The following is a 24,748-nucleotide window of genomic DNA, read 5'->3' as shown; positions in this document are numbered from 1 at the left end:
GGTGCCAGGGGCGAATCTCGCTCCGGGCTCTCATTTCTTTTTTGTCGGTGGCTGCGGCCGCAGCCGTTGCGGACTTGCGAACCGTGCAGATCTATCTTCCGATCGCCGAACTGCCAGTCAACGTGATGCTCATCTTCGCGATGGGGCTAGCGATTGGCGTGCTGTCCGGAATGTTCGGAGTGGGCGGCGGCTTCTTGCTGACGCCGATGCTGATCTTCCTGGGCATTTCGCCGATCGTCGCGGTCGCAACGGTCTCGACGCATATCGCAGCGTCGTCATTCTCCAGCGTTTTCTCGTACTGGCGGCGAAAAGCGCTCGATCTCTCACTTGCGGGAGTATTGCTCACAGGAGCGCTGATCGGCACCGCTGTCGGCGTTGTTGTCATCGCATTGCTGCGCCGCTTCGGCCAGCTCGATCTCGTGATCGCCCTCGCCTACGTGACGCTGCTTGGCATCATCGGTGCGATGATGATCACGGAGAGCGTGCGCGCGATCATGCGGACGCGGGGCGGCAAGCCGGCGGACGTGCGGCGCCCCGGCAGCCATGCGTGGTTCCACGGCCTACCGATGAAGATCCGCTTCAAGCAGTCGCGCATCTATGTTTCGATCATCCCGGTATGGACGATCGGCTATTTCATCGGTTTCCTCGGCGGCGTGATGGGCGTCGGCGGCGGCTTCCTGCTGGTACCGGCGCTGATCTACCTCCTCCGTGTGCCCACCAGCGTCGTGATCGGTACATCGACGGTCGTCACGCTGGTGACGATGCTCACCGCGACGGTGCTGCATTCGGTGACCAACTATTCGGTCGACGCGGTGCTCGCGCTGATCCTCATGGTCGGCGGCGTTATTGGCGCGCAATTCGGCGCGCGCGCCGGTCAGCGCATGCGCGGCGAGCAGCTGCGGCTTCTACTCGGCCTCATCGTGCTTGGTGTCGGTCTGCGCTTCGCGTTCGGCCTGATCGTCACACCGGACGATCCCTTCTCGGTGCAAACGCTGGAGCAATTGCAATGATGCGATTGCTCGCCGCTCCGCTTGCTCTCGCTTTCGTGGCTTTCGCGCAGCCGGCGGCGGCGGAGCGTCTTGTGTTGTCGGTGTCCTCGCATCGGGTGCTCATCACGTCGAATTTCACCGGCGACGAACTTGTTCTGTTCGGCACGATCGAACAGGACGCCGGCTCCGTCGGGCGCTCCGGCAACGTCGCGCTCGTTGCCACTGTGTCGGGACCGCGCCGCACGATGGTGGTGCGCCGCAAAGAGCGTTACGCCGGCATCTGGATCAACCGCCGCTCACGGCAGTTCCCCGAAGTGCCGAGTTACATCGCGGTGCTGACCAACAAGCCGTTCGATCAGATCGCAGCGCCGGACGTGCTACAGCGCTATGCAATCGGGCTCAACAACATCGTGCTGCCTCAGAGTTTCCGCGGCGATGTCTCGGACATCAAGAACGATTATCGCGAGGCTTTCTTGCGAGCGGAAGTCGAGCAAGGTCTCTATCGCGAGGCCAACAATGCGGTGACTTTCATCACACCAGGTCTCTTCCGCGCCACCGTGCCCCTGCCCTCTAATGTGACGACGGGGGACTACGAGATCAGCGTTCAGCTCTTCATCGGCGGCGCGATGGTGGCTCGCGAAGAAACCGCCTTCGAGATCGTGAAAACCGGCTTCGAACAGCAGATCGGCACATTCGCCCGCACCCACGGGCTTTGGTATGGCCTCGCAACAGCGTTGCTCGCTCTGTTCACGGGCTGGATAGGCAACGTCGTCTTCCGCAGAGACTGACGCATAAGAAAACGCCCGGCTTTCACCGGGCGTAGTCTTTGTTATTCGCGTGCGTTGATCACATCTTCTTATAAGCGTCGATCACGGCTTGGCCCGGCGCACCTGCCTTTTTGGTCCAATCGGTAGTCAGCGTCTCGCCGATCTTCTCGAGGCCGGACTTGAGTTCCGGGCTAGGCGGCAGAACCTTCATCTTGTTCGCCTTGAGCTGGTCGAGATACCAAGCAGCCTTCTCTTCGGCGAGCTTCCAGCCACGCTCTTCGGCAACGGCCGCAGCCTTCAGCAGCGCTTCCTGCGTCGGCTTGTCGAGTGCGTCAAACGCCGCCTTGTTGACGAAGGTGAGGTTCTTCGGGATCCACGCCTGCGTGTCGTAGTAGTGGGTCATCGTCTCCCACACCTTACTGTCGTAACCGGTCGAGCCCGACGTCATGAACGCGTTGACGACGCCGGTCGCGAGTGCCTGCGGCAGTTCGGCGGCTTGAATCGTCACCGGCTGCGCGCCGACGAGTTCGGCGATGCGCGACGTGCCGACGTTATAGGCGCGCCACTTGAGGCCCTTCAGGTCTGCTGTCGAGTTGATGTCCTGCTTGGCGTAGATGCCTTGCGGGCCCCACGGCACGGCGAACAGAAGCTTCACGCCTTGCGAGTCGAGCTTCTTCGAGATTGCTTCCTTCGACGCCGCCCACAGCTTCTTCGCGTTCGGGTAGCTCGAGGCAAGGAACGGGATGACGTCGACGCCAAACAGCGGGTCTTCGTTTTCGTGGATCGAGATCAGCACTTCGCCGGCTTGCGCTTGACCGGTCTGCACCGCACGCTTGATTTCGTTCGCCTTGAACAGCGACGCGCTCGGATGCACGGTGATCTGTAGCTTGTCATTGGTCGCCTTTTGCACATCCTTGGCGAAGTCGAGCAGGTTCACGGTGTGGGGATTATCCGGCGGATACGCGCCCGGCAGATTCCACTTCGTCTGCGCGGCGGCCGGAAGCGCCAGAGCGGCACTCAGCAGCGCGCCCACGGCGACGGATTTGGTCCAAACGTTCATGATAGCTCCCTCTTTGGATAGATCGATCTTAGCTCGGATAGAACCATTGCGGCAAAACCATCACAATCGACGGGAAGAGCGTGATGATCGCCACTGCGGCGACGAGCAGAAAGAAGAACGGCAGCGCGGCGAGCGCCACGGTGTTCGAGTCTTTCCCGCTCATGGTTTGCAGAACGAAAAGGTTGAAGCCAACAGGCGGCGAAACCTCCGCCATTTCGACGACAAGCACCAGGAAGATGCCGAACCAGACCGGATCGAAGCCGGCCTGCTTCACCATCGGGATGACGATCGCGGTCGTCAGGACGATCATCGAGATGCCGTCGAGCGCGGCGCCTAGCACGATATACATCAGCGTCAGCGCTGCGATCAGCATGTAGGGTGAGAGCTTGAGGCTATCGACCCATGCGGCGAGTTCGCGCGGGATGCCGGTGTATCCCATCGACGTCGACATATAAGACGCGCCGGCGAGGATCAGCATAATCATGCAGTTGACGCGGGTCGCGCCCATCACGCTCTGCCAGAACGAGTCCTTCGTCAGTGCGCCATGCCACCATGCGATCGCAAGCGAGCCGAGGACGCCCCAGGCGGCGCATTCCGTCGCGGTCGCCCAGCCGGACATCAGTGCGGCGAACACGAGCGCGATGAGGAACATCAGCGGAATGAGCTGCTTCGACTCGTGCAGCTTTTCGCGGAACGACATCGTCGGCTCGGGCGGAGGTGACTCCTTCGGATAAGCGAGCGACCAAGCCGCGATGTAACCGGAGTACAGAACCATCACGAGCAAGCCCGGCAGGAAGCCGGCGAGGAAAACTTGGATGATCGAGACGTTCGCGGCGACGGCATAAACCACCATCGTGATCGACGGCGGAATGAGAATGCCGAGCGTGCCGGCGCCGGCGAGCGAACCGAGGCTGATCTTCTCGTTGTAGCCCCGCTTCTTGAGTTCCGGCAGCGCGATCTTCGCAACGGTCGCGCATGTCGCGGCAGACGAACCCGAGACTGAACCGAACACGCCACAGGCGAGGACGTTTACATGCAGCAGACGGCCGGGAAGCCAGTTTAGCCACGGCGCGAGCCCACGAAACATCTCGTCGGAGAGTTTCGTGCGGAACAGTATCTCGCCCATCCAGATGAACAGCGGCAACGCGGCAAGTTCCCACGACGCCGAGTTGCCCCAGATCTTCGTCGCGAGCACCGGACCGGCCGGAATATTTCCGCCGACGAACTGCATGCCGACGTAGCCGGTCGCAAGCAGAGCGATGCCGATCCATACGCCGCCAGCGAGCAACGCGAACAGCAGGAGGAGCAGAAGCCCCGAGATTTCCAGCAGCCCCATCGTTACACCGCGCTCTGCATAGCGCGCTCGATCGCCTCTTCGGCGGTTTGCGGTGGCGGCTTATCAAAGCGCGTGCTCTTGCCGGTGATCACGTAGAAGAACTCGTCGATGAACGCGATGGTGAGGATGACGAGGCCACCCGAGTAACCGAGCTGCGGGATCCACATCGGGATCGCGAGTACGCCCTGCGCCATATCGTTGAAGCGATACGAGTCGTAGGTCATCATCACGGCGTAGTAGGTGAAGAAGCCGACGAAGCCGACGCCGATGACGAGCGACAGCACGTCGAACCACCAGCGCGTCCGGCCCTTGAACCGATCGATCAAAAGGCCGACACGGATCATCTCGCCGCTGCGGAATGTGTGCGCGAGACCGAGGAAAGCAGTCGCAGCCATGCACCAAGCAATCAGTTCATCGCCAGCCGGAATATTGAAGCCGAGAGGCCGTCCAGCCGAAAGCAACATCATCAAAACAAAAATTGCGACGACGAAAAGGCCGGCGAGATAACCGGACAGCAGATACAGCCGGTCGAGAAACGTACGGAGCATGGCGAAAACGCTTTTCTTGTTGGACACGAATTACGGGCGCACCAAATGCGGCACTGCAACATCCGCGCCAGATTACGAGCTGTCAGCCATGTGATTGTTCCCCCGAACCGTCGCCATGCAAGCAGGAAAGCCGAAAACCGGCCAATCAAAGTTGCGAATGGCGTCCGATAACCGGACGTTATCGCGTGCCCGCTTGTAAGGCGAGGTGGACCTTCGTAAGGCTTGTTGAGAACACGCAGACGAAATCGATGCCTCAGCTTCGTAGCCTTGAGATCTTCTACTGGGTCGCCCGCCTCGGCTCTTTCCGCGGCGCCTCCGAACGCCTGCACACGACGCAGCCGGCAGTTTCGCAGCGCGTCGCAAGCCTCGAGGCCGAGCTTGGCGTCCAGCTGTTCGACCGCGAAGCCAGGGCCGTGACGCTGACCGCGAAAGGTCGCGAACTGTTCGACTACGCGGAGCGCATGTTGAACCTGCGCGGCGACATGTTGCGCGCTATCGCAGCGCCGAGCGCGATGAGCGGCGTGCTGCGGCTCGGTGTCTCGGAAACCATCGTCCATACGTGGTTATCGGCGTTTATCGAGCGTGCCCATGCGGCGCATCCGGCGATCACGATCGATATCGAGGTCGACGTCTCACCCAGCCTCCGCAGCCGCTTGATCGATCACGAAATCGATCTTGCCTTCATGCTCGGGCCGGTAAGCGATCCACGCATGAACAACTATGATCTCTGCCGCTATCCGCTCGCATTCATCGCGAGCCCGAAGCTCGATTTGCCCGACGGCCCGATCTCGCTCTCGGCGTTGCTGCGCTTCCCGCTGATCACGTACCCGAAGACGGCGCGCCCTTATATTATGTTGCGCGAGATGTTGCGCGCACCGGATCACCCGACGCCGCGCATCTTCGGCAATGCGTCTCTCTCGTCGATCGTGCGCATGACACTCGACCGCATTGGTATCAGCGTCATCCCGCCGCTCGTCGTGCGCCGCGAGCTCGAAGAAGGAACGTTGCGCGTCATCAATACCGAGGTCGAGATGCCCGATCTCACCTTCATGGCAGTGCTTCCGGTCTCACCAGAAGGCTCGCTCGCGCAGCCGTTAGCGCAGCTTGCCTGCGAAGTTGCCCGCGAGGCCGAAAACGTGGGCAACTGATAAGCCAGCCTTATCGTTCGGTATTCGCAATCCCGATTTGCGCGGTTGGCCCGGTTGGTGCTTGCATAGCGGCAACCAAAAAGGAGGCGACCGATGAATATGCGCGATCCGAAGCTCGCCAATGCGGATCTATCGACCGGCCGTGACGTTCGTCTGGCCGCGCGCTCGGGTCGTCTCAACGGTTGGACCGCAGGCCTCGCGCCGGGTTATGTGCAAGGCAATCTGGCCATTCTACCGCGCGAGCAGGCGTCTGACTTCGCCGAATTCTGCCGCCGCAACCCGAAGCCCTGCCCCGTGATCGGAACGTCTGCGCCGGGCGATTGGCGCATTCCCGAGCTTGGCGCCGACTTCGACATTCGCACAGATTTGCCGCGCTATCGCGTCTGGAAAGATGGCGAGATGATCGACGAGCCGGCATCGGTCGAGAAATATTGGCGCGATGATCTCGTCGCCTTCGTGATCGGCTGCTCCTTCACGTTCGAAGAAGCGCTGATGGAGCAAGGCATCCCGATGCAGCACATCACGCGCGGCGTGAACGTGCCGATGTATCGCACGTCGATCGACTGCGTTCCGGCTGGGCCGTTTCACGGCCCCACCGTCGTGTCGATGCGACCGATGACGCCCGGCAACGCGATTCGTGCCGTGCAGGTGACATCGCGCTTTCCGTCCGTGCATGGCGCGCCGATTCACATCGGGCTGCCGGAAGAGATCGGAATCAAAGACGTCAGCGTGCCGGATTACGGCGATGCCGCGGATATGAAGAAGGGCGAGCTGCCGGTGTTCTGGGCCTGCGGCGTTACTCCGCAAGCCGTGATCGCGGCCGCGAAGGTGCCTTTTGCGATCACCCACGCGCCCGGCGCGATGGTGGTGACCGACTTGAAGAATGCGCACCTCGCGGTGCTCTGAAGAAACAAAAAAGAGGGGAAGTCATGAAGACAATCGCAGCAACTCTCGTCGCGCTGATTGCGACGACGGCAATCGCGTCGGCGCAAACTCTGCCGGCCGGGCCTAAGCTCAAGATCACGGCCGTCACGCAGCCGGGCCCTGCTCTACCGCAGTTCTCGACGGTCGACATTCCGCGCCTGCGCGAAGAGCTGCCGAAGAAATCCGGCGGACGCATCGAGGTCGATCTTGCGAGCTGGCCGGAGCGTAATCTCAACGGCCCGGAAATCATCCGCCTTGTCCGTTCCGGCAACGTCGACATTGGCGCGGCTCCGCTCGCGACCGTTTCTGGCGACGTGCCGTTCCTCGACATCGTCGATCTCGCCGGTCTCAATCCGACGATCGAGCAAGCACGCAAAGTTGCCGACGCTGTCGTGCCGGACGCCAACAAGGCGCTCGAGCGCTTCAACACGAAGATCATCGCGATCTATCCGTTCCCGGCCCAGGTGCCGTTCTGCCGCACGCCGGTGACCAAGCTCTCCGACCTCAAAGGCCGCAAGATCCGCACGCATGGTGGCTCGCTCAACGATTTGGTCCAGTCGATCGGCGCACAGCCGACCGGCATCGGCTTCCCGGAAGTCTACGGTGCGCTCGAACGCGGCGTCGTCGATTGCGCGATTACCGGTACGGCGTCAGGCAACGGCGCACGCTGGTACGAAGTGACGAAGTCGATGTACGCGCTGCCGATGGGCTGGGCGACCGCCGCCTACTTCGTGAACCTCTCGTGGTGGAACAAGCTCGACCCGCAGGTGCGCTCGTTCCTCGAGGCCGAGTTCAAGGCTCTCGAAAACGCGCAGTGGGATCTCGGCAAGGCCGCGACCGAAGACGGTATCGCCTGCAACACCGGCAAGGCAGACGGCTGCAAGATCGGCAAGGTCGTCGACAAAGACCCGATGTCGGTGACGCGTCCGACGGCGGAAGATGCCGAAGTGCTGCGCAAGCAGCTCGGCGAAGTCGTGCTGCCGGCCTTCGTCAAGCGCTGCGGCGCCGCGTGCGGCGAGCAGTATAACAAGATCGTTGCGCCGATTACCGGCGTGAAGTTCGGAAGCTAAATCGTCAGTTGTCTTTCCCTCTCCCGTCTCGCGGGAGAGGGAAAATTTAGGCGCGTCGCCCAAGTCAACGAGGCAACCCAAACGCACGCCATGCAAAAACTCATCGAACGCATTTCGTATCTGATGTGCGCCATCGCGGGATGGGGCTTCATCGCCTGCGCGGTTCTGATCGGCGTCGAAGTGCTGCTGCGCAACACGTTCGGCATCAGCCTGCAGTCGACGACGGAACTCTCCGGTTATGCGCTCGCGTTCGGTATTTCGTGGGGGTTGGCGCAAACTTTCATCACCCGTGGCCATGTGCGGATCGACGTCATTCTCAACCGCATGCCGCTGAAGGCGCGCGCCGTGCTGCATCTCGTTGCGCTGGCGACGCTTGGCACGTTCGTTGGATTTCTCAGCTACGGCGCCATCGCTCTGACGCAAGAATCTTGGGACTTCGGCTCGACAGACATTTCGCTGCTGCGCACGCCGCTCGTCATCCCGCAGGGACTGTGGACGTTCGGCATCCTGATGTTCCTGCTGCTCATCGTTCTCTTGTTCGTCGAAGCGATCCCGCTGCTCCTGCGTGGTGATTTCGAAGCCATCGATAAACTCTTCCGTCCGCGCACTTACGAAGAAGAAGCGCAGGAAGCCCTCGACGCGGTGAAGAGCACGCCATGATTGCCGCGGTCTTCCTCCTCATTCTTCTGCTGTTATTCGTCGGCCTGTGGCTGACCGGCGCTAATGTTCAAGTCCCGCTCGCCGAGACGTTGACGCTCGTCGGCCTGCTCACGTTTCTTTTCGGTTCCGGTGTTTACATCGGCGCAGCGCTCGGCATCCTCGGCATTCTGATCGGCTATGCGTTCTCGGAACGCCCGTTCTGGACCTTCATCGGCCAAATGGTGTGGGGACCTAGCTCGAGCTACGTGCTCGTCGCCGTGCCGCTGTTCTTGCTGATGGGCGAAATCCTGCTGCGCGCCGGGCTCTCCGAGCGTCTCTACAAAGCGATGAATGTGTGGCTCGAGCGGCTGCCCGGCGGCCTGCTTCACACCAATATCATGTCGTCAGCGCTGTTCTCGGCAATCTCGGGCTCGTCTGTCGCCACTGCCGCGACGATGGGCTCCGTCGCCCTGCCCTTCTTCAAAGGCACGGCTTACTCGCCACGCTACGTGCTCGGCTCGCTCGCGGCCGGCGGCGCACTCGGCAATCTCATTCCACCCGGCATCACCTTTATCATCTATGCGCTGATCACCGAAACTTCAGTCGGCGCGCTCTATCTCGCCGCGGCCGGGCCGAGCTTGCTCGTCGTGCTTCTGTTCACGGCGGTTATCGTCTGGCACGGCTGGTCGCAGCGCGCCGTGATGGCCGGGCCGCGCGTGCCGCTGGCGGAGAAATTCCGCGCGCTTTCCGGCTTGCTACCGACACTGATCCTGATGTTGCTCGTGCTCGGCACGATCTACGGCGGCTTCGCGACGCCGACCGAAGCAGCAGCGCTCGGCGTCCTCGGGGCGATGTTCTTCGCGGCCCTCGACGGCAAGCTCTCGTGGAAGATGCTGCATGAATCCGCGGAGTCATCCGCGCGCGTAACCGCGATGATAGGCCTCATCCTGTTCGGCGCTTATCTGCTCAACTTCATTATCACGAGCCTCGGCGTGCCGCAGATGATGGCGAAGACCGTCAGCTCGCTGCCGCTGCCGCCGTGGGCGATCATGCTGCTTATCATCGGGCTCTACATCGCGCTCGGCACCTTCATGGAAGGTTTCTCGATGGTGATCACGACGCTTCCCGTCGTGTTCCCGGTCGTCAAAGCACTCGGCTACGATCCGATTTGGTTCGGCGTCATCGTCACGATGTTGGTCGAGATCGCGATGATATCGCCACCGGACGGCACGGTGCTGTACGTGCTGCAAGGCATGCGCACCGACGGCCGTCCGATCACGGACGTGTTCGCCGGCGTGATGCCGTTCTTCCTCGTCTACATCTTCGCGGTCCTGCTGCTGCTCGTGATGCCGGGACTGGCGTTGTGGCTCCCCTCCGTCCTCGGACGATAACTCCCCTCACATTCACTCTCATCGGATTTGGCAATGGCTCACGCAGCGAAGTGGGATTTTTGGATTGACCGTGGCGGCACATTCACGGACATCGTCGCGCGAAAGCCGGACGGCACGCTGACGACGCATAAGCTGCTCTCGGAGAATCCCGAAGCTTATAAGGACGCCGCGGTTCAGGGCATTCGCGATTTGATCGGCGTGAAAGGCAGCGAGGCCATCCCGGCCGGCAGTGTCGGCGCTGTGAAGATGGGCACGACCGTCGCGACCAATGCGCTGCTCGAGCGCAAGGGGGACCGCACGCTGCTTCTGATCACCAAAGGCTTCGCGGACGGTCTGCGCATCGGCTACCAGGCGCGGCCGAAGATTTTCGCCAAGCAGATCATCAAGCCCGAGATGCTTTATGAGCGCGTCGCCGAAATCGACGAGCGTGTTCGCGCGGACGGCACCGTTGAGCAAGCGATCGACATGGCGACGGTCGAAGCCGCGCTGAAGCAAGCGCAAGCCGACGGAATCAAATCGGTCGCGATCGTCTTCATGCATGCCTATCGCTATCCCGAACATGAAGCGAAGGCCGCGAAGCTCGCGCGCGACATGGGCTTCCCGCAGGTTTCGGTCAGCCACGAAGTCTCGCCGCTCATCAAGCTCGTCGGGCGTGGCGACACCACTGTGGTCGATGCCTATCTCTCTCCAATATTGCGCCGGTACGTCGCGCAGGTGACCGACGCGCTGGGCAGCGATCACCAAAGCGATGACGAAAAGGCGCGCTTGCTGTTCATGATGTCGTCGGGCGGATTGACGGCTGCCGAACTGTTCCAAGGCAAAGACGCAATCCTCTCGGGCCCGGCCGGCGGCGTCGTCTCGATGGCGGAAACCGGGCGCGAAGCCGGCTTCAAGCAGCTGATCGGCTTCGACATGGGTGGCACGTCTACCGACGTCTCCCACTACGACGGCGAATACGAACGCGCTTTCGAGACCGAAGTTGCGGGCGTGCGCATGCGCGCGCCGATGATGCTGATCCACACAGTCGCGGCTGGGGGCGGCTCGATTCTTCATTTCGACGGTTCGCGCTTCCGCGTCGGGCCGGACTCGGCCGGTGCCAATCCGGGACCCAAATGCTATCGCCGCGGCGGCCCGCTCGCCGTCACCGATGCGAATGTCATGCTCGGCAAGCTGATCCCGGATTTCTTCCCGAAGATTTTTGGACCGAAGCAAGACGAGCCGCTCGACGCCAAAGCCGTACGATCGGCGTTCGAGGCGCTGGCGAAAGAAGTCGGCGACGGAAAGTCCGCCGAGGAAGTCGCCGACGGCTTCATCCGCATCGCGGTCGAGAACATGGCGAACGCCATCAAGAAGATCTCGGTTCAGCGCGGCTACGACGTCACGCGCTATGCGCTGCAATGCTTCGGCGGCGCCGGCGGCCAGCACGCGTGCCTCGTCGCGGACGCGCTCGGCATGACGACCGTTCTGCTCCATCCTTTCTCGTCGCTGCTTTCGGCTTATGGCATGGGCCTCGCCGACATCCGCGCGACGCGCCAGCAAGCCATCGAAGCGACTTATGGTGACGCAGCAAAGGCAGAGTTGGAAAAGCTCGGTGCATCGCTTGGTGCCGAAGCCTACGACGAGGTGATCGGTCAAGGCGTGCCGAGCGCCGACATCACGACGTTCGTTCGCGCTCACATTCGCTACGCCGGCACGGACACGGCACTCGAAGTTCCGGCCTTTGAGCTCAAGGGCGACGCGACAAAGGGTTTGGCCGCGCTCGACGCGATGAAGAACGCGTTTCAGATAGCGCACAAGTCGCGCTTCGGTTTTATCGACGAGGCGAAGGAACTCGTGATCGAGGCGGTTTCGGTCGAAGCCGTCGGCGGCGGCGCGAAGTTCACCGAGACGACGCACGAAGCGACGAAGGCGTCGCTGCCAGAGCCCGCGCGCGTGACTAAGATGTTCAGCCTCGGCAAGTCGCACGACGCGAAGGTCTACAAGCGCGACCAACTCGGCGTCGGCCACAAAGTCCCCGGCCCCGCCATCATCATCGAGCCGCATCAGACCGTCGTGATCGAAGACGGCTGGCAGGCCGAGATCATGCCGAAGGATCATCTCGTCCTCAAGCGCGTGGTCGCGCTGGCGCGGCAGCATGCCGTCGGCACTGCGGCCGATCCCGTCATGCTCGAAGTGTTCAACAACCTCTTCATGTCGATCGCCGAGCAGATGGGCGTGGCGCTGCAGAACACCGCTTATTCGGTGAACATCAAAGAGCGTCTCGACTTCTCCTGCGCAGTCTTCGCGCATGACGGCACGCTCGTCGCGAACGCGCCGCATATGCCGGTGCATCTCGGCTCGATGGATCGTTCAGTTGAGACTGTCATTCGTGAGAACGAAGGGCGTATCGCGCCGGGCGATGTCTTCGCGATCAACGCGCCGTACAATGGCGGCACGCATCTGCCCGACATTACGGTCTGCACGCCGGTGTTCGACGATGCACGGAAGGAGATCCTGTTCTGGGTCGCGTCGCGCGGGCACCACGCCGACGTCGGCGGCATTTCGCCCGGTTCGATGTCGCCGAACGCGACGACCATCGAAGAGGAAGGTGTCTACATCGACAATTTCAAGCTCGTGGATCGCGGACGCTTCCGCGAGAAGGAAACCTACGAGCTACTCGAAGGCGCGAAGTATCCGGCGCGCAATCCGCTGCAGAATGTTAACGATCTGAAAGCGCAGATTGCCGCCAACGAGACGGGTATGCGCGAACTCGCCAAGATGGTGAAGCTGTTCGGCCTCGATGTCGTCAGAGCCTATATGGGCCATGTGCAGGACAACGCAGCCGAGAGCGTTCGTCGCGTCATCGACCGTCTGCACGATTCCGAATTCTCGTACGAGATGGATCAGGGCTGCTTCATCAAAGTGAAGATCACGGTCGACACGAAGAAACGCGAAGCTACCGTCGATTTCACCGGCACGTCCGAGCAACGCGGCGACAACTTCAATGCGCCGGAGCCGGTGACGCGTGCCGCCGTGCTGTATGTCTTCCGCATGATGGTCGACGACGACATCCCGATGAATGCGGGCTGCCTTCGCCCGATCAATATCGTGGTGCCAAAGGCTTCGATGCTGTCCCCGGAGTTCCCCGCGGCTGTCGTCGCGGGTAACGTCGAGGTCTCGCAAGCGGTGACGAACTGCCTATTCGGCGCTCTGCAGGCGTTGTCCTGCGCGCAAGGCACGATGAATAATCTCAACTTCGGCAACGCGAAGTATCAGTATTACGAGACGATCTGCTCCGGTTCGCCCGCAGGCCCGGGCTTCGACGGCACCGACGCCGTGCACACGCATATGACCAATACGCGGCTGACAGATCCGGAGGTACTGGAGTTCCGTTACCCGGTGCTGCTGGAGGATTTCCACATCCGCAAAGGCTCCGGCGGGCGCGGCGAATGGAACGCGGGCGACGGCATTCGCCGCACGATCCGCTTCCTCGAGCCGATGGAATGCACGCTGCTCACCGGTCATCGGCGCGTGCCGCCGTTTGGCCTGCAAGGCGCAAATCCCGGTCAAGTCGGCGAGAACTGGGCGCGACGCAAAGATGGGACGATGGAGAAGCTGAGGGGTTGCGACGCAACCGAGATCGCGGCCGGCGAAGGCATCATTATCCAGACGCCAACGGCCGGCGGGTTTGGGGATCCGAAGAAACGTTCGCGTTAGACGGCGCGCGATTGCCTTGGCGCAGACGCGTCGGGCGCGCTACGCCGTCTGGGACAACGACATTGGTTTCCGTGATGATGCGGTTGCGGCCTGCCGACTTCGCGGCGTAGAGCGCGTTATCAGCGCGCTGAAGAAACGCGTCGACGGTTTCGCCGGCGCGGAACAAGCTGACGCCTGCGCTGATCGTCAGATTGATCGTGGCTTTGCCGGCGCCGATGTCCATATCCTGCAACGTGCGGCGAAGCTGCTCGCCGCGCGCAGCGGTTTCCATCAGCGTCGCCTCTTCCATGAAGCCGACGAATTCCTCGCCACCAAGACGGCCGGCGATTGGAAACGCGCGTTTGATTTCATGTGCGACGACTTGGATCGCGCGGTCGCCCGCGTCGTGACCGTAGGTGTCGTTGATGCGTTTGAAGTGATCGATGTCGAACATCACGGCAGTCAGGAAGCGCCCGGCAGCGGCGCGTTCGCGTGCTTCACCGGCGCGGCGGAATAACGCGCGACGATTAAGGAGTCCGCTGAGCGGATCCGTATTGGCAAGGCGCATGAGTTCGCGCTGAAGCGAGATGACGCGTTCGGCGGCGCGGAGGCGCGCGTAAAATTCGTCTGGCTCCGGAGGCTTGCGCATGAAATCGTCGGCGCCAGCATCGAGTGCCGCTGCGCGGCGGCCGCGCTCTTTGGTCGACGACATCAGAATGACGTAGAGAGGACGTTCGGCGCCGACGGCCGTGCGCGCTTCGGCGCATAACTGTAGGCCCGTCATACCGTCATACTCGCTGCACGTGATCAGCGCGTCCACCTCGTCATGCGTCCGCAAGTGATCGAGTGCCACGTGGGGATCCGTGAAGGTGTGCACGATATGGCCCTGCCCGCCGATCAGCTGCGAAGCAATCATCAGAACAGTTCGGCTCGGGTCGACGACGACGACGTGCATTATTCAGCTTTCACGCAACGGAGCGAGCTGAGAATGACTCTGCCTGAAAGACATGCAGGAAGACTTGAATAGAAAGAATAGCCGCAGCGTTTCGCGTGGGGTGATGAATCGCGTGTTGCGAAGGTTCGTGAGTTTTTCGCTAATTCGGAGTGGGCAGCAAAAAGCCCCCGCGAAGTGCGGGGGCCTTGATCGTCAGCGGCTCGTTAGGCCGGCTGCGAGCCGTTGCGGTTCGTCATGAACCGGTCGAACTCCTCGCGGTCCTTGGCGCGCTTGAGCTGGTCGACGAAGCCGGCGAATTCGGCCTGGGCAGCGGCGAGCTTCTGACGCTCGGCTTCGAGCCGCGCGAGTTCGTCGGCCTTCCAAGCCTCGAATGCCGTATTGCCAGTCTCCGGCTGAACCAACTCACGGCGCTCGCGACGCGAGCGCCGTCCGCCCCACGTCCGCCAACCGAACTGCGTCGTCCAATTCCAGGCGATCATCGCAAGGCCGATCGGCCAGAAGAAGATGAAGCCGAGGATCATCGCTGTCGTCGTCAGCGGGTTCCAGCCGCGCAGGATCGGCGGAATGGCTTCCATTGAAGGATGCGCGAAGGGGTAACGAGACTGGTTGTTGTCCAAGGAAGATATCGTCATGACGCTTCTCCGTTTGTGAATGTAACGTACATTTACATTTGCCTCGGATGAATGTCAAGGCCATTCACATTCCTCGTTTGAAAATTTTGCGAGCTATTTCGGCGGTGCCAGGGAACCGCGAACAAGAGCTTCAACGCCGTCCTGCAGCAGCACGTCCGGCGACGGACGGGGCTCGCGGTCCGGCAGGAAGCCTGCCGCTGAAAGCGTCGCGATGCCGTGCGACATCGCCCAGACGTAGTAGGCAAGCCCGTCAATGTTGACGATCTCGCCCTTCCCTTCAGCACGCATATGATGGGCAACACCACGGATCGCATTGGCGAGACCGTCGAACGTGGCCTGCCCTACCTTCTCGGCCGTATCGAGCGGATATCCGCCGGAGAACATCGCTGCGTAATAGCCGGGCTCTTCGCGCGCGAAGGCGAGATAAGTGTCGCCCATACGCATGAAGCCTTCTTTGTCGGTCGCTGCAGCTTTCGCCGCCGCGCCCATCCGCTTGCCGAATTCTTGGAAACCTTGCTGGGCCACTTCGGCAACGAGGGCTGCACGATCCTTGAAGTGGCGATAAGGGGCAGCGGGTGAAACGCCGGCAAGGCGCGCGGCCTCAACGAGCGTAAAGCCGGCGGGTCCCCGTTCAGCGATCAGTTTGCGCGCCGCGATCACCAGCGCCTCTTTGAGGTTGCCGTGATGATAGCCCTGCCGCGCCAGCGGATCCTTTTTTGTCATGTGAAGACTATAAACATCGTTGGGGCAAAAGTCCAGTTTCCCGTGCACACCGAGCCGGTTGCGGCGAAAAGCTGTGACTTTGATTCCGCTTAGTCCTCGCCCGGGATAGCGCGCGGCAACAGCGGCTCAAGGCCGCGCTTCGGTTCTTCCGGCGCAAAGCCGAGCCGGCGCTGGTGCGCTTGCTGGGCGATCAGGTCGCCTGGAATCGCGCGCGGATTGCAGTAGCTGCGACCCGACCGGCGGCGGGCGAGATCGACATGGATGTGGTCGTAGTGGAAGCGGTTCGAGCCCGGCGCGAGCACGGTCGAGAACTGCTCGCAGGCGGCCGCGTGGACGTCGCGCAGGAACCCCTGCTCTTCCGGTGTGCCGTGCCAGCCATTCTTTACGGTGACTTTTCGGCCATCCGCTAGGGTGAAGCCCGCGATATCGAGAGCATTGCCAAAGGCATGCTCGGAGATCGGCGCGCCACGTTGACCATTCATGCCCCGGCATGAATAGGCGGAAATCTGCTTGATCTCGGCGACCGGTTGACCAAACCAGCGCTGCGCGGCGGGCTGAACCGAACCCGCCATCCATTTGTCGAGCTGCGAGACCAGCGGGCACGCAAGCGTTGCGGTCGGTTGCACGGCGGCCGACGTCGCCGCGAAGGCGAGCAACGGCTTTTGTGGACCGAGACGCGGCGGCGGCCGCGATTCAGGCCGGTTCGGCCCCGACTGCTGCGGATCATAAGGCTCGTCCGCAGGCTCTTCCTCTTCGGGCTCGGAGCCCGGTGGGCTGATTTGCATCGGCCGCTCGCCGAACGGGCGTTGTTCTGTCGATTGGCGCGCATACTGAGGCTCGCGCGGCTCCGGAATCGGGAACGGCCGCGCCGAAGATTGACCAGAAATGCCGCCCGGAGGCCGCAAAGACTCGGCATATGCGGCGAGCGAGGAGCCCTCGCCGATCGCCGCAACCTTGAGAGGCATAGTCGCGCCGCAGACGCCGGGTCCTTCGATCGGACGGATGGGCACAACGGTCGCACTTTGTTTGATCGAGCCCGACTTCATACAGGCGATTTCGGCATCCCGCCGCCACGGGTCGCGCTGGGCGACAAAACTGCCCGCGCAGCCGGCCAAAGCCAGCAGCACAGCGGAGCCGACGAGATACTGGGCCACTCCACGTTTCATGGAAGGCACGGTGCCGCCGGTATGCTTAAGGATTTATTCGAATCCGCAGCTTCGATCTTGCGACGTGATTCATAGTAACTAACGGGTTAACGCGGCCGCCCTCTTCACACGGCGCGCATATCGCCGCAAGTTATCGCACGCCGAAAAAATCGTCACCGCGCTGCACAACGTTCGGAACTTGCGCTCACGAAATGGATTGCTACTGTTACGTGTCGCAACGAGCCGTGAGGTCGCTTAATGGTACAGACCTTCAATCTGAATGTGCTCGCAGCGTTCGCGGCATTAACTTTCGTTGGTGCCGTGCTGTTTGGTGCATTCTAAAAGCTAGCGTTGCTCTCGCCCACTCTCCGACTCAGGCTGAAACTAGGCGAATTGCAATTTCGGAGATGGGACTGCGTATACGGAACACCGGCACGGGGGCGTGCCGGTGTTTTACGTTGTGAGCCCCCAAGTCGTAAGCCACCCTCGCCCGCCGGAGATTTTCCACATGCGACCGAAGACGCTGCTCGAACTCGCGGGCGCCGCGACGCCATCGAAACTTGAGAACACGGCGGTGATCGTGATCGATGCACAACGCGAATATGTCGACGGCAAGCTGCCGCTGCCCGGCGTGAAGGACGCTTTGACGGAGATCGCTGCGCTGCTCGCCGCCGCGCGTGCAGTGGGAGCGCCCGTGTTCCACATTCAGCACAAAGGGCGCGCCGGCGGTGCGTTCGATCCGGGCGGCCCAGGATTTGAGATTGCGCCGCAAGCGGCACCGCAGGATGGCGAAGTCGTCATCGAAAAAGGTCTGCCGAACTCGTTCGCCGGAACGACTTTGAAGGAGGCGCTCGAAAAGACGGGGCGTAAAGAACTCACGCTTGCCGGCTTCATGACGCATATGTGCGTCGAAGCGACGGCGCGTGCTGCACTCGACCTCGGCTACAAATCCACGGTTGTCGCTTCAACAACAGTGACGCGCGATTTACCGGATCCCGTCAGCGGAGAGACAATCACAGCGGCCGATCTGAAGCGCGCGTCCCTCACCGCGCTTAACGATCGCTTCGCGGTGGTGGTGCCCGATTTGAACGCAGTGAAATAACTAGATTGGCGGCACGCGTCCCGTGCGGACGATGTGTGCGCCGACCGGGCGTCCGTGCCGCTCTGCTTGCACGGCCGCCGCTTCAAAATCATACGGTACGGCGCGCAGCTCCGCAGTCCACTCGGAAGCCACCTTCTCGATGAAGGCGTAGCGCGCAAGCGGCGACCCCGTTTCCATCGCATGCGGCACAGGTGTTTCGTCACGATACGCCGGAAAGCCCGCGCTGCCCGGATTGACGATCAGTATTCCGTCGACAGTGACGACGCGGGGGATGTGCGTATGCGCGCAGAGGACGACGCGCGCACCGCCAATCCCCTTGATACGCGCGCGGATGTTGGCTTCGGTGTCGAGCACCGGTGCTCCCGACCTCACATCTTCGAGCAGATACTCAAGATCGCCACCGGCCGGGCTTCCGTGACACGCGAAGACCTCGCCATTCGCAAGAGAAAGTGTCTTCGGCAAACTCGCGATCCAGTCGACATGCACGTTGGACAATGTACTTCGCGCGATGATGTCGGATGGAATCGCGCTGCCTTCAAGGACTTGCCGCTCGTGATTTCCGGAGATCGTTTGAGCCTCGATGCTCATCTGCAGATCGGCAGCGCCTGCCGGATCGAAAGGGCCTGAAACGAGGTCACCAAGATTAGCGATCAGGTCGACCTTCGCGCTTTCGATATGAGCGAGGACCGCTTCGAGCGCGAGACGGTTTCCATGAACGTCCGCGATAACTGCAATACGCATCCCACCTCGTCCTGAAATTGGCTAGCAGCAATAGCCAACCCTATTTCCAAGAGGCCTTATCGGACAATAAAAAGTATTAGGCTGCTTTCCCTTGCGTGATGTGGCGCGGGTCGTAATTGAGGATCGGCGCGAGCCAGCGCTCGATCTCTTCGATCGTCATGCCCTTACGCGCTGCATAGTCCTCGACCTGATCGCGCTCTATCTTGCCGACGCCGAAGTAGTGGCTCTCCGGATGCGAGAAGTAGAAGCCGGAGACTGACGCGCCTGGCCACATCGCAAAACTTTCGGTGAGCTTGATGCCGATCTTCTCTTCAGAGCCGAGCAGATCGAACAACGTCTTTTTCTCGGTGTGATCGGGCTGTGCCGGATAACCGGGTGCCGGGCGAATGCCGCGATACTTCTCGAGGATCAAGTCTTCGGCCGACAATGCCTCTTCGGCACCGAAGCCCCAGAACTCTTTGCGCACGCGTTCGTGCAAGCGCTCGGCGAGTGCTTCCGCAAGACGGTCGGCCAGAGCCTTGACCATGATCGACGAGTAATCGTCATTGGCGCGCTTGAAACGATCCGCGATCTCGTCTTCGCCGATACCCGCAGTGACGGCGAAACCACCGACATAGTCGGCAAGTCCGCTCTCTTTCGGTGCGACAAAATCCGACAGTGCTGTGTTGTGACGTCCCTCGCGCTTTGCGAGCTGCTGACGGAGCGTGTGCAGCAGCGCCGACTTTTCGCTGCGATCGTCACCATCGTAAAGCTGGATGTCGTCGCCGACCGCATTCGCGGGCCAGAAGCCGATCACGGCGGCAGCGCGGAACCACTTCTCTTCGACGATCTTCTTCAGCATCGCGGTCGCGTCGTCGTAAAGGTTACGCGCGGCCTCACCAACGACATCGTCTTTCAAAATACCCGGAAAACGGCCGGCAAGCTCCCAGGTTTGGAAGAACGGCGTCCAATCGATGTAGGGCACGAGCTCTTCAAGCGGATAGTCAGCGAAGAACTTCTCGCCGATGAAGCTCGGTTTCGGCGGAACATATGACCCGGACCAATCATATTTCGGCGCGTTCGCGCGCGCGGCGCTCAGCGACAGGCGCAGCTTGTCCTGCTGCGCGCGCGCGTGCGCATCGGCGATCTTGACGTATTCCTTGCGCACGTCGTCCATGTAAGCAACGCGCTGGTCCGCCGAGAGCAGCGATGACGCTACACCGACCGCGCGGCTCGCGTCGGTAACGTAGATCGTCTGACCGCGAGAATAATTAGGATTGATCTTCACCGCCGTGTGGACGCGGCTCGTCGTTGCTCCACCGATGAGCAGCGGAACGTTGAAGCCCTCGCGCTCCATCTCGGCGGCGACGTGGCACATCTCGTCGAGCGACGGCGTGATCAGGCCGGAAAGCCCAATGATGTCGACCTTTTCGGTCTTTGCAGTCTCGAGGATCTTCGCGGCCGAAACCATAACGCCGAGATCAATGACTTCGTAGTTGTTGCACTGGAGCACGACACCAACGATGTTCTTGCCGATGTCGTGGACGTCCCCCTTCACGGTCGCGAGCAAAACCTTGCCGTTAGCCGACTGGTGCACTTGCCCGGACTCTTCCTTTTCCTTTTCCATGAAAGGCATCAGGTAGGCGACCGCCTGCTTCATCACGCGTGCAGATTTGACGACCTGCGGGAGGAACATCTTGCCGGAGCCGAACAGATCGCCGACGACGTTCATGCCGTCCATCAGCGGCCCTTCGATCACATGGAGCGGACGCGCCACCTCGAGGCGCGCGGCTTCGGTATCTTCTTCGATGTATTGCGTGATGCCGTGCACCAGCGAATGGCTGAGGCGCTGCTTGACCGGCAGCTCCCGCCAAGAGAGATCAGCCTCCTTCTTGGCCGCGCCGCCCTGCCCGCGGAATTTGTCGGCGATCGCGAGCAAGCGCTCGGTCGAGTCGTCGCGGCGATTGAGGACGACGTCTTCGCAGATTTCGCGCAGTTCAGGATCAAGATCGTCATAGACCGGCAGCGCGCCCGCGTTGACGATGCCCATGTCCATGCCGGCGCGGATAGCGTGATAAAGAAACACGGAGTGCATCGCAGCGCGGACCGGCTCGTTACCGCGGAATGAGAACGAGAGATTCGACACGCCGCCCGACACATGCGCATGCGGCAAGTTCTTGCGGATCCATCGCGTCGCTTCGATGAAGGCGACGCCGTAGCCCGAATGCTCTTCGATGCCGGTCGCAACCGCGAAGATGTTCGGATCGAAGATGATGTCCTGCGGCGGGAAGCCAACCTGCTCGGTCAGGATCTTGTAGGCCTTCTCGCAGATCTCGATCTTACGCTCGTAGCTGTCAGCCTGACCCTTTTCGTCGAACGCCATAACGACGACGGCAGCGCCGTAAGCGTGCACCTTCCTCGCCTGCGCGATGAAGGCGTCGACGCCCTCTTTCATCGAAATCGAATTGACGATCGATTTGCCCTGGACACACTTCAGCCCAGCTTCGATCACCGACCATTTCGACGAGTCGATCATCAGCGGCACGCGCGCGATGTCGGGCTCGGATGCAATCAAGTTGAGGAACTCAACCATCGCCTTTTCGGAGTCGAGCAGGCCTTCGTCCATGTTGACGTCAAGCACCTGCGCGCCATTTTCGACCTGCTCGCGCGCGACCGCGAGCGCAGCCGTGTAGTCGCCCGCCGTGATCAGCTTACGGAATTTTGCCGATCCGGTGACGTTGGTCCGCTCGCCGACGTTGATGAATTGCGCGATCGTCGGCGCAACAGTCTCAAGCTCACTCATTACGCAAACTCAAAGGCTTCGAGGCCGGACAAACGCAGGCGCTCGGGGATTTTCGGGATGACACGCGGTTTCTTGCCCTTAACGGCTTCGGCCACCGCGCGGATGTGCGCGGGCGTGGAGCCGCAGCAGCCGCCGACGACATTGACGAGGCCGGCCTTGGCGAATTCGCCGACAAGAGCCGCCATCTGTTCCGGGCTTTCATCGTAAAGCCCGAACTCATTCGGCAGACCGGCATTCGGATAAGCGCAGACAAGCGTGTCGGCGACACGCGAGATTTCGGCGATATGAGCGCGCATCTCTTTAGCGCCAAGTGCGCAGTTGAGCCCGACAGTCAGCGGCCGCGCATGCTGGACTGAATACCAAAAAGCTTCCGGTGTCTGGCCCGAGAGTGTGCGGCCGGACAAGTCGGTGATCGTGCCGGAGATCATGATCGGCGCGCGTTCGCCGCGCCGTGTAAATTCATCTTCGGCGGCGACGATGGCAGCCTTGGCGTTCAACGTATCGAAGATCGTCTCAATCAGAATGAGGTCGGCACCACCGTCGAGCAGCCCCTTCACCTCTTCGGCGTAGGCGTCCCGCAATTCGTCGAACGTCACGGCACGGAAGCCCGGGCGATTGACGTCGGGTGAGAGCGACGCGGTGCGGTTCGTCGGCCCGATCGCGCCGGCGACGAAGCGCGGGCGGCCATCTTCCTTCTCGGCGATGTCGGCGGCCTCACGTGCGAGCCGCGCACCATCGTGATTGAGTTCGTAGACGAGGCTTTCCATACCGTAGTCGGCCTGCGCAATCGACGTCGACGAAAACGTGTTGGTCTCGACGATGTCGGAGCCGACGCGGAAGTAGTCGAGATGGATCGCACGCACAGCGTCGGGCTGGGTGAGGATCAGCAGATCGTTGTTGCCGCGCACGTCGCGATTCCAGCTCTTGAAGCGCTCGCCGCGATAGCCGGACTCGTCGAGCTTCAAATTCTGGATCTCGGTGCCCATTGCGCCGTCGAGCACAAGAATACGCTCGGCCGCAATGTCGCGAAATCTCTGTTCGGTCGAAGCCATTATGCCGCCTTCTGTGCTGCCGCCGGGCGCATGCCGAGCAGATGGCAGATCGCGTAGACGAGATCAGCGCGGTTCATCGTGTAGAAATGGAAATCCGTCACGCCGCGATCGACGAGATCGAGCACCTGCTCGGAGGCAACCGCTGCCGCGATCAGCTTTCGTGTCGCCGGATCGTCGTCGAGACCATCGAAGCGTGCCGCGAGCCAATCCGGAATGGTCGCGCCGGCGCGCGACGTGAAGTTCTTGGCTTGCTTGAAATTCTGCACAGGCAAAATTCCAGGCACGATCGGAATATCGATGCCACGGGCGCGCACGCGATCGAGGTAACGGAAGTAGAGCTCGTTATCGAAGAAGAACTGCGTGATCGCGCGATCAGCGCCTGCATCGACTTTCGCTTTGAGCACGTCGATGTCCGCATCGATCGAAGCGGAGTCGGGATGCTTTTCCGGATAAGCAGAGACCGAGACCTCGAAGTCACCTAGCTTTTTGATGCCGTCGACCAGTGCGGCAGATGTTTCGTAACCACACGGATGCGGCGCGAATTTGGTGCCGATGCCGGCGGTCGGGTCACCGCGCAGCGCGACGATGTGGCGAACGCCGGCGTCACGATAACTGCCGATGACGTCGTTGATTTCGTTCTTTGTCGCATCGACGCAGGTGAGATGCGCAGCGGGCAGCAGCGAGGTTTCGTTGACGACACGTTTGACGGTCGCGTGGGTGCGTTCGCGCGTCGAGCCGCCCGCGCCGTATGTCACAGACACGAAGGATGGCGAGAGCGGCGCAAGGCGGCCGATGGCGTCCCATAAATTGCGTTCCATTTCGTCGGTCTTCGGCGGGAAGAACTCGAACGAGACATTGAGGCGGTCAGCATCCGCAATGCGGCTGGCGCGATCGTTGGCAATCGGTGTCATCACGCAACTTCCTTGGTTTGCGTCGCGAGCGCGATGCGAAGATCGCGGCCCAACCATAGCGAAACGGCAATTTTTCCGTCGGAGCTTGCTTCCGGCGCGAGGTCGCGCTGCAGCGTCACGTCAAGCCCGGCAGCGCTCATCCATTGCGTTACGGTGTCGGCAGAAAAACCGAGACGACGGTGCGCATGTTGTTCGCGCAGAAATTCGAGTTCGTGCGGCGCGAAATCGACTACCAGCATACGGCCGCCAGGACGCAATACGCGCGCGGCCTCGCGGAGGGCACCGGCTGCGTCGTCCAAATAATGCAGCACCTGATGGATGATCACGACGTCGAAGGAATCCTTCGGCATCGGCAAATCGTAGATGTCGCCTTGTCGCACCGTGCAGTGGCGCAGGCCTGCCGCGTCGAGACGCGCGCGAGCTACAGATAACATCGCGAGCGACATGTCGAGGCCGGTTCCGCGCTCGATTGACGGTGCGAACATTTCGAGGATGCGGCCAGTGCCGGTGCCTAGATCGAGCAGCGAGCGGAACGGCCGATCTTTCAGTGCATCGGCAATCGCGGCTTCGACGGCGTCGTCCGGCACGTGAAGTTGCCGCAGACGGTCCCACTCCCCGGCATGTGCTTGGAAGTAATTCTGCGCCGCATCAGCACGCGCTGCGCGCACCGCGACGAGGCGCTCGTGGTCGCGCGCGATGACGTCGTCCCGCGGGTCGAGACGGCCGACAATGTCGCGTACGATCTCGGCGCCATCTTCCGGCAGGCGGAAAAACGCCCACGACCCTTCGCGGAAGCGTTCGACCAGGCCGGCCTCGGTGAGGAGCTTGAGGTGGCGCGATATGCGCGGTTGCGACTGGCGCAGGATGTCGGTCAGGTCGGTGACGGTCAGCTCAACCTCGGCGAGCAGCGCGAGAATACGCAGGCGCGTCGGCTCCGCCGCTCCGCGAAGGACGGCGGTGAGCGTCTCGAACGAGATCGGCGGCTGGGCACCCTGATCAAACATAAAGATATCTTTATATCGACAATCGCTGGATTGCAAGCTTGATTACTCGCCTCGGTGGAGCGCGCCCATCACAGAAATATCAGCAATTTCAGCGATCTAGGCATTTGATGCGTCGGGCTTCGCTCTGTCGGCCACAACGCTCCGGCACATTCTC

At 61.5% G+C, this 24,748-nt stretch carries 19 protein-coding genes and 1 pseudogene; 9 read left to right on the top strand and 11 right to left on the bottom strand.

Features of this window, described 5'->3' with window-relative positions; translation table 11 throughout:
• The first annotated feature begins 83 nt into the window (after nucleotides 1-83).
• Entirely contained in the window at nucleotides 84-1,010 is a 927-nt protein-coding gene (locus GJW30_RS12265; RefSeq protein WP_096358799.1) for a sulfite exporter TauE/SafE family protein, read from the top strand.
• A complete protein-coding gene (locus GJW30_RS12260; protein ID WP_096355706.1) occupies nucleotides 1,007-1,777 on the top strand; it encodes a TIGR02186 family protein in 771 nt (256 codons plus the stop codon). The genes GJW30_RS12265 and GJW30_RS12260 overlap by 4 nt, the downstream gene beginning before the upstream one ends.
• Before the next feature lie 58 nt (nucleotides 1,778-1,835).
• Here GJW30_RS12260 and GJW30_RS12255 read toward each other — a convergent pair whose 3' ends face one another.
• Genes GJW30_RS12255 through GJW30_RS12245 form a run of 3 tightly spaced genes read right to left on the bottom strand, consistent with a single transcriptional unit; the run spans nucleotide 1,836 to nucleotide 4,700 of the window.
• The gene (locus GJW30_RS12255) at nucleotides 1,836-2,816 is read right to left on the bottom strand and encodes a TRAP transporter substrate-binding protein (RefSeq protein WP_096355704.1); all 981 of its coding nucleotides are present in this window, start codon (nucleotides 2,814-2,816) and stop codon (nucleotides 1,836-1,838) included.
• 28 nt (nucleotides 2,817-2,844) lie between these two features.
• Nucleotides 2,845-4,152, bottom strand: coding sequence for a TRAP transporter large permease (locus GJW30_RS12250; RefSeq protein WP_096355702.1), 1,308 nt, complete (start codon nucleotides 4,150-4,152; stop codon nucleotides 2,845-2,847).
• A 2-nt stretch (nucleotides 4,153-4,154) separates the two neighbouring features.
• Entirely contained in the window at nucleotides 4,155-4,700 is a 546-nt protein-coding gene (locus GJW30_RS12245; protein ID WP_096355700.1) for a TRAP transporter small permease, read from the bottom strand.
• Between the two features lie 248 nt (nucleotides 4,701-4,948).
• Here GJW30_RS12245 and GJW30_RS12240 point away from each other — a divergent pair, with 248 nt between their 5' ends.
• The 6 genes from GJW30_RS12240 to GJW30_RS12215 all read left to right on the top strand — a co-directional run bounded on the left by GJW30_RS12240 (nucleotide 4,949) and on the right by GJW30_RS12215 (nucleotide 13,568).
• Complete coding sequence (locus tag GJW30_RS12240) at nucleotides 4,949-5,848, top strand: LysR family transcriptional regulator (RefSeq protein ID WP_096355698.1); 900 nt, start codon at nucleotides 4,949-4,951, stop codon at nucleotides 5,846-5,848.
• A 93-nt stretch (nucleotides 5,849-5,941) separates the two neighbouring features.
• The gene (locus GJW30_RS12235; protein WP_096355696.1) at nucleotides 5,942-6,754 is read left to right on the top strand and encodes a putative hydro-lyase; all 813 of its coding nucleotides are present in this window, start codon (nucleotides 5,942-5,944) and stop codon (nucleotides 6,752-6,754) included.
• A gap of 23 nt (nucleotides 6,755-6,777) precedes the next feature.
• Nucleotides 6,778-7,842 (top strand): TRAP transporter substrate-binding protein, encoded by a 1,065-nt coding sequence (locus GJW30_RS12230; protein WP_096355694.1) that lies wholly within the window; start codon nucleotides 6,778-6,780, stop codon nucleotides 7,840-7,842.
• Nucleotides 7,843-7,932: 90 nt separating this feature from the next.
• On the top strand, nucleotides 7,933-8,502 hold the full coding sequence (locus tag GJW30_RS12225; RefSeq protein ID WP_096355692.1) for a TRAP transporter small permease subunit: 570 nt from the start codon (nucleotides 7,933-7,935) through the stop codon (nucleotides 8,500-8,502).
• Entirely contained in the window at nucleotides 8,499-9,872 is a 1,374-nt protein-coding gene (locus GJW30_RS12220; RefSeq protein ID WP_096355690.1) for a TRAP transporter large permease, read from the top strand. The genes GJW30_RS12225 and GJW30_RS12220 overlap by 4 nt, the downstream gene beginning before the upstream one ends.
• Nucleotides 9,873-9,905: 33 nt before the next feature.
• Nucleotides 9,906-13,568, top strand: a complete 3,663-nt coding sequence (locus GJW30_RS12215; protein WP_096355688.1) for a hydantoinase B/oxoprolinase family protein — start codon at nucleotides 9,906-9,908, stop codon at nucleotides 13,566-13,568.
• On the opposite strand, the gene GJW30_RS12210 is transcribed toward GJW30_RS12215, so the two are convergent.
• The 4 genes from GJW30_RS12210 to GJW30_RS12195 form a co-directional block, all read right to left on the bottom strand.
• Nucleotides 13,513-14,502, bottom strand: coding sequence for a GGDEF domain-containing response regulator (locus GJW30_RS12210; RefSeq protein ID WP_096355687.1), 990 nt, complete (start codon nucleotides 14,500-14,502; stop codon nucleotides 13,513-13,515). The genes GJW30_RS12215 and GJW30_RS12210 overlap by 56 nt on opposite strands.
• 203 nt (nucleotides 14,503-14,705) lie before the next feature.
• The gene (locus GJW30_RS12205; RefSeq protein WP_245408498.1) at nucleotides 14,706-15,134 is read right to left on the bottom strand and encodes a DUF2852 domain-containing protein; all 429 of its coding nucleotides are present in this window, start codon (nucleotides 15,132-15,134) and stop codon (nucleotides 14,706-14,708) included.
• A gap of 93 nt (nucleotides 15,135-15,227) precedes the next feature.
• Complete coding sequence (locus GJW30_RS12200) at nucleotides 15,228-15,857, bottom strand: TetR/AcrR family transcriptional regulator (protein ID WP_096355683.1); 630 nt, start codon at nucleotides 15,855-15,857, stop codon at nucleotides 15,228-15,230.
• 89 nt (nucleotides 15,858-15,946) lie between these two features.
• Nucleotides 15,947-17,011 carry an extensin-like domain-containing protein gene (locus GJW30_RS12195; RefSeq protein WP_245408497.1) on the bottom strand — a complete coding sequence of 355 codons (1,065 nt, stop codon included), beginning with the start codon at nucleotides 17,009-17,011 and terminating at the stop codon, nucleotides 15,947-15,949.
• Nucleotides 17,012-17,510: 499 nt separating this feature from the next.
• On the opposite strand from GJW30_RS12195, the gene GJW30_RS12190 reads away from it, so the two are divergent.
• Nucleotides 17,511-18,104, top strand: coding sequence for a cysteine hydrolase family protein (locus GJW30_RS12190; RefSeq protein WP_096355679.1), 594 nt, complete (start codon nucleotides 17,511-17,513; stop codon nucleotides 18,102-18,104).
• Here GJW30_RS12190 and GJW30_RS12185 read toward each other — a convergent pair whose 3' ends face one another.
• From GJW30_RS12185 to GJW30_RS12170, 4 genes and pseudogenes are all read right to left on the bottom strand, one after another.
• Nucleotides 18,105-18,845 carry a metallophosphoesterase family protein gene (locus tag GJW30_RS12185; protein ID WP_096355677.1) on the bottom strand — a complete coding sequence of 247 codons (741 nt, stop codon included), beginning with the start codon at nucleotides 18,843-18,845 and terminating at the stop codon, nucleotides 18,105-18,107.
• Nucleotides 18,846-18,921: 76 nt separating this feature from the next.
• A pseudogene (metH, locus tag GJW30_RS12180) lies at nucleotides 18,922-22,679 on the bottom strand (methionine synthase).
• A complete protein-coding gene (metF, locus tag GJW30_RS12175; protein ID WP_096355675.1) occupies nucleotides 22,679-23,590 on the bottom strand; it encodes a methylenetetrahydrofolate reductase [NAD(P)H] in 912 nt (303 codons plus the stop codon). Before metF ends, metH begins: the two are co-directional and overlap by 1 nt.
• Nucleotides 23,590-24,594, bottom strand: coding sequence for an ArsR/SmtB family transcription factor (locus tag GJW30_RS12170; RefSeq protein ID WP_096355673.1), 1,005 nt, complete (start codon nucleotides 24,592-24,594; stop codon nucleotides 23,590-23,592). The genes metF and GJW30_RS12170 overlap by 1 nt, the downstream gene beginning before the upstream one ends.
• Between the last annotated feature and the right edge of the window lie 154 nt (nucleotides 24,595-24,748).

Origin of the sequence: Variibacter gotjawalensis (assembly GCF_002355335.1) — a bacterium.
Taxonomy (GTDB): Bacteria; Pseudomonadota; Alphaproteobacteria; order Rhizobiales; family Xanthobacteraceae; genus Variibacter; species Variibacter gotjawalensis.
This window is presented reverse-complemented; position numbering and strand designations above follow the sequence as displayed.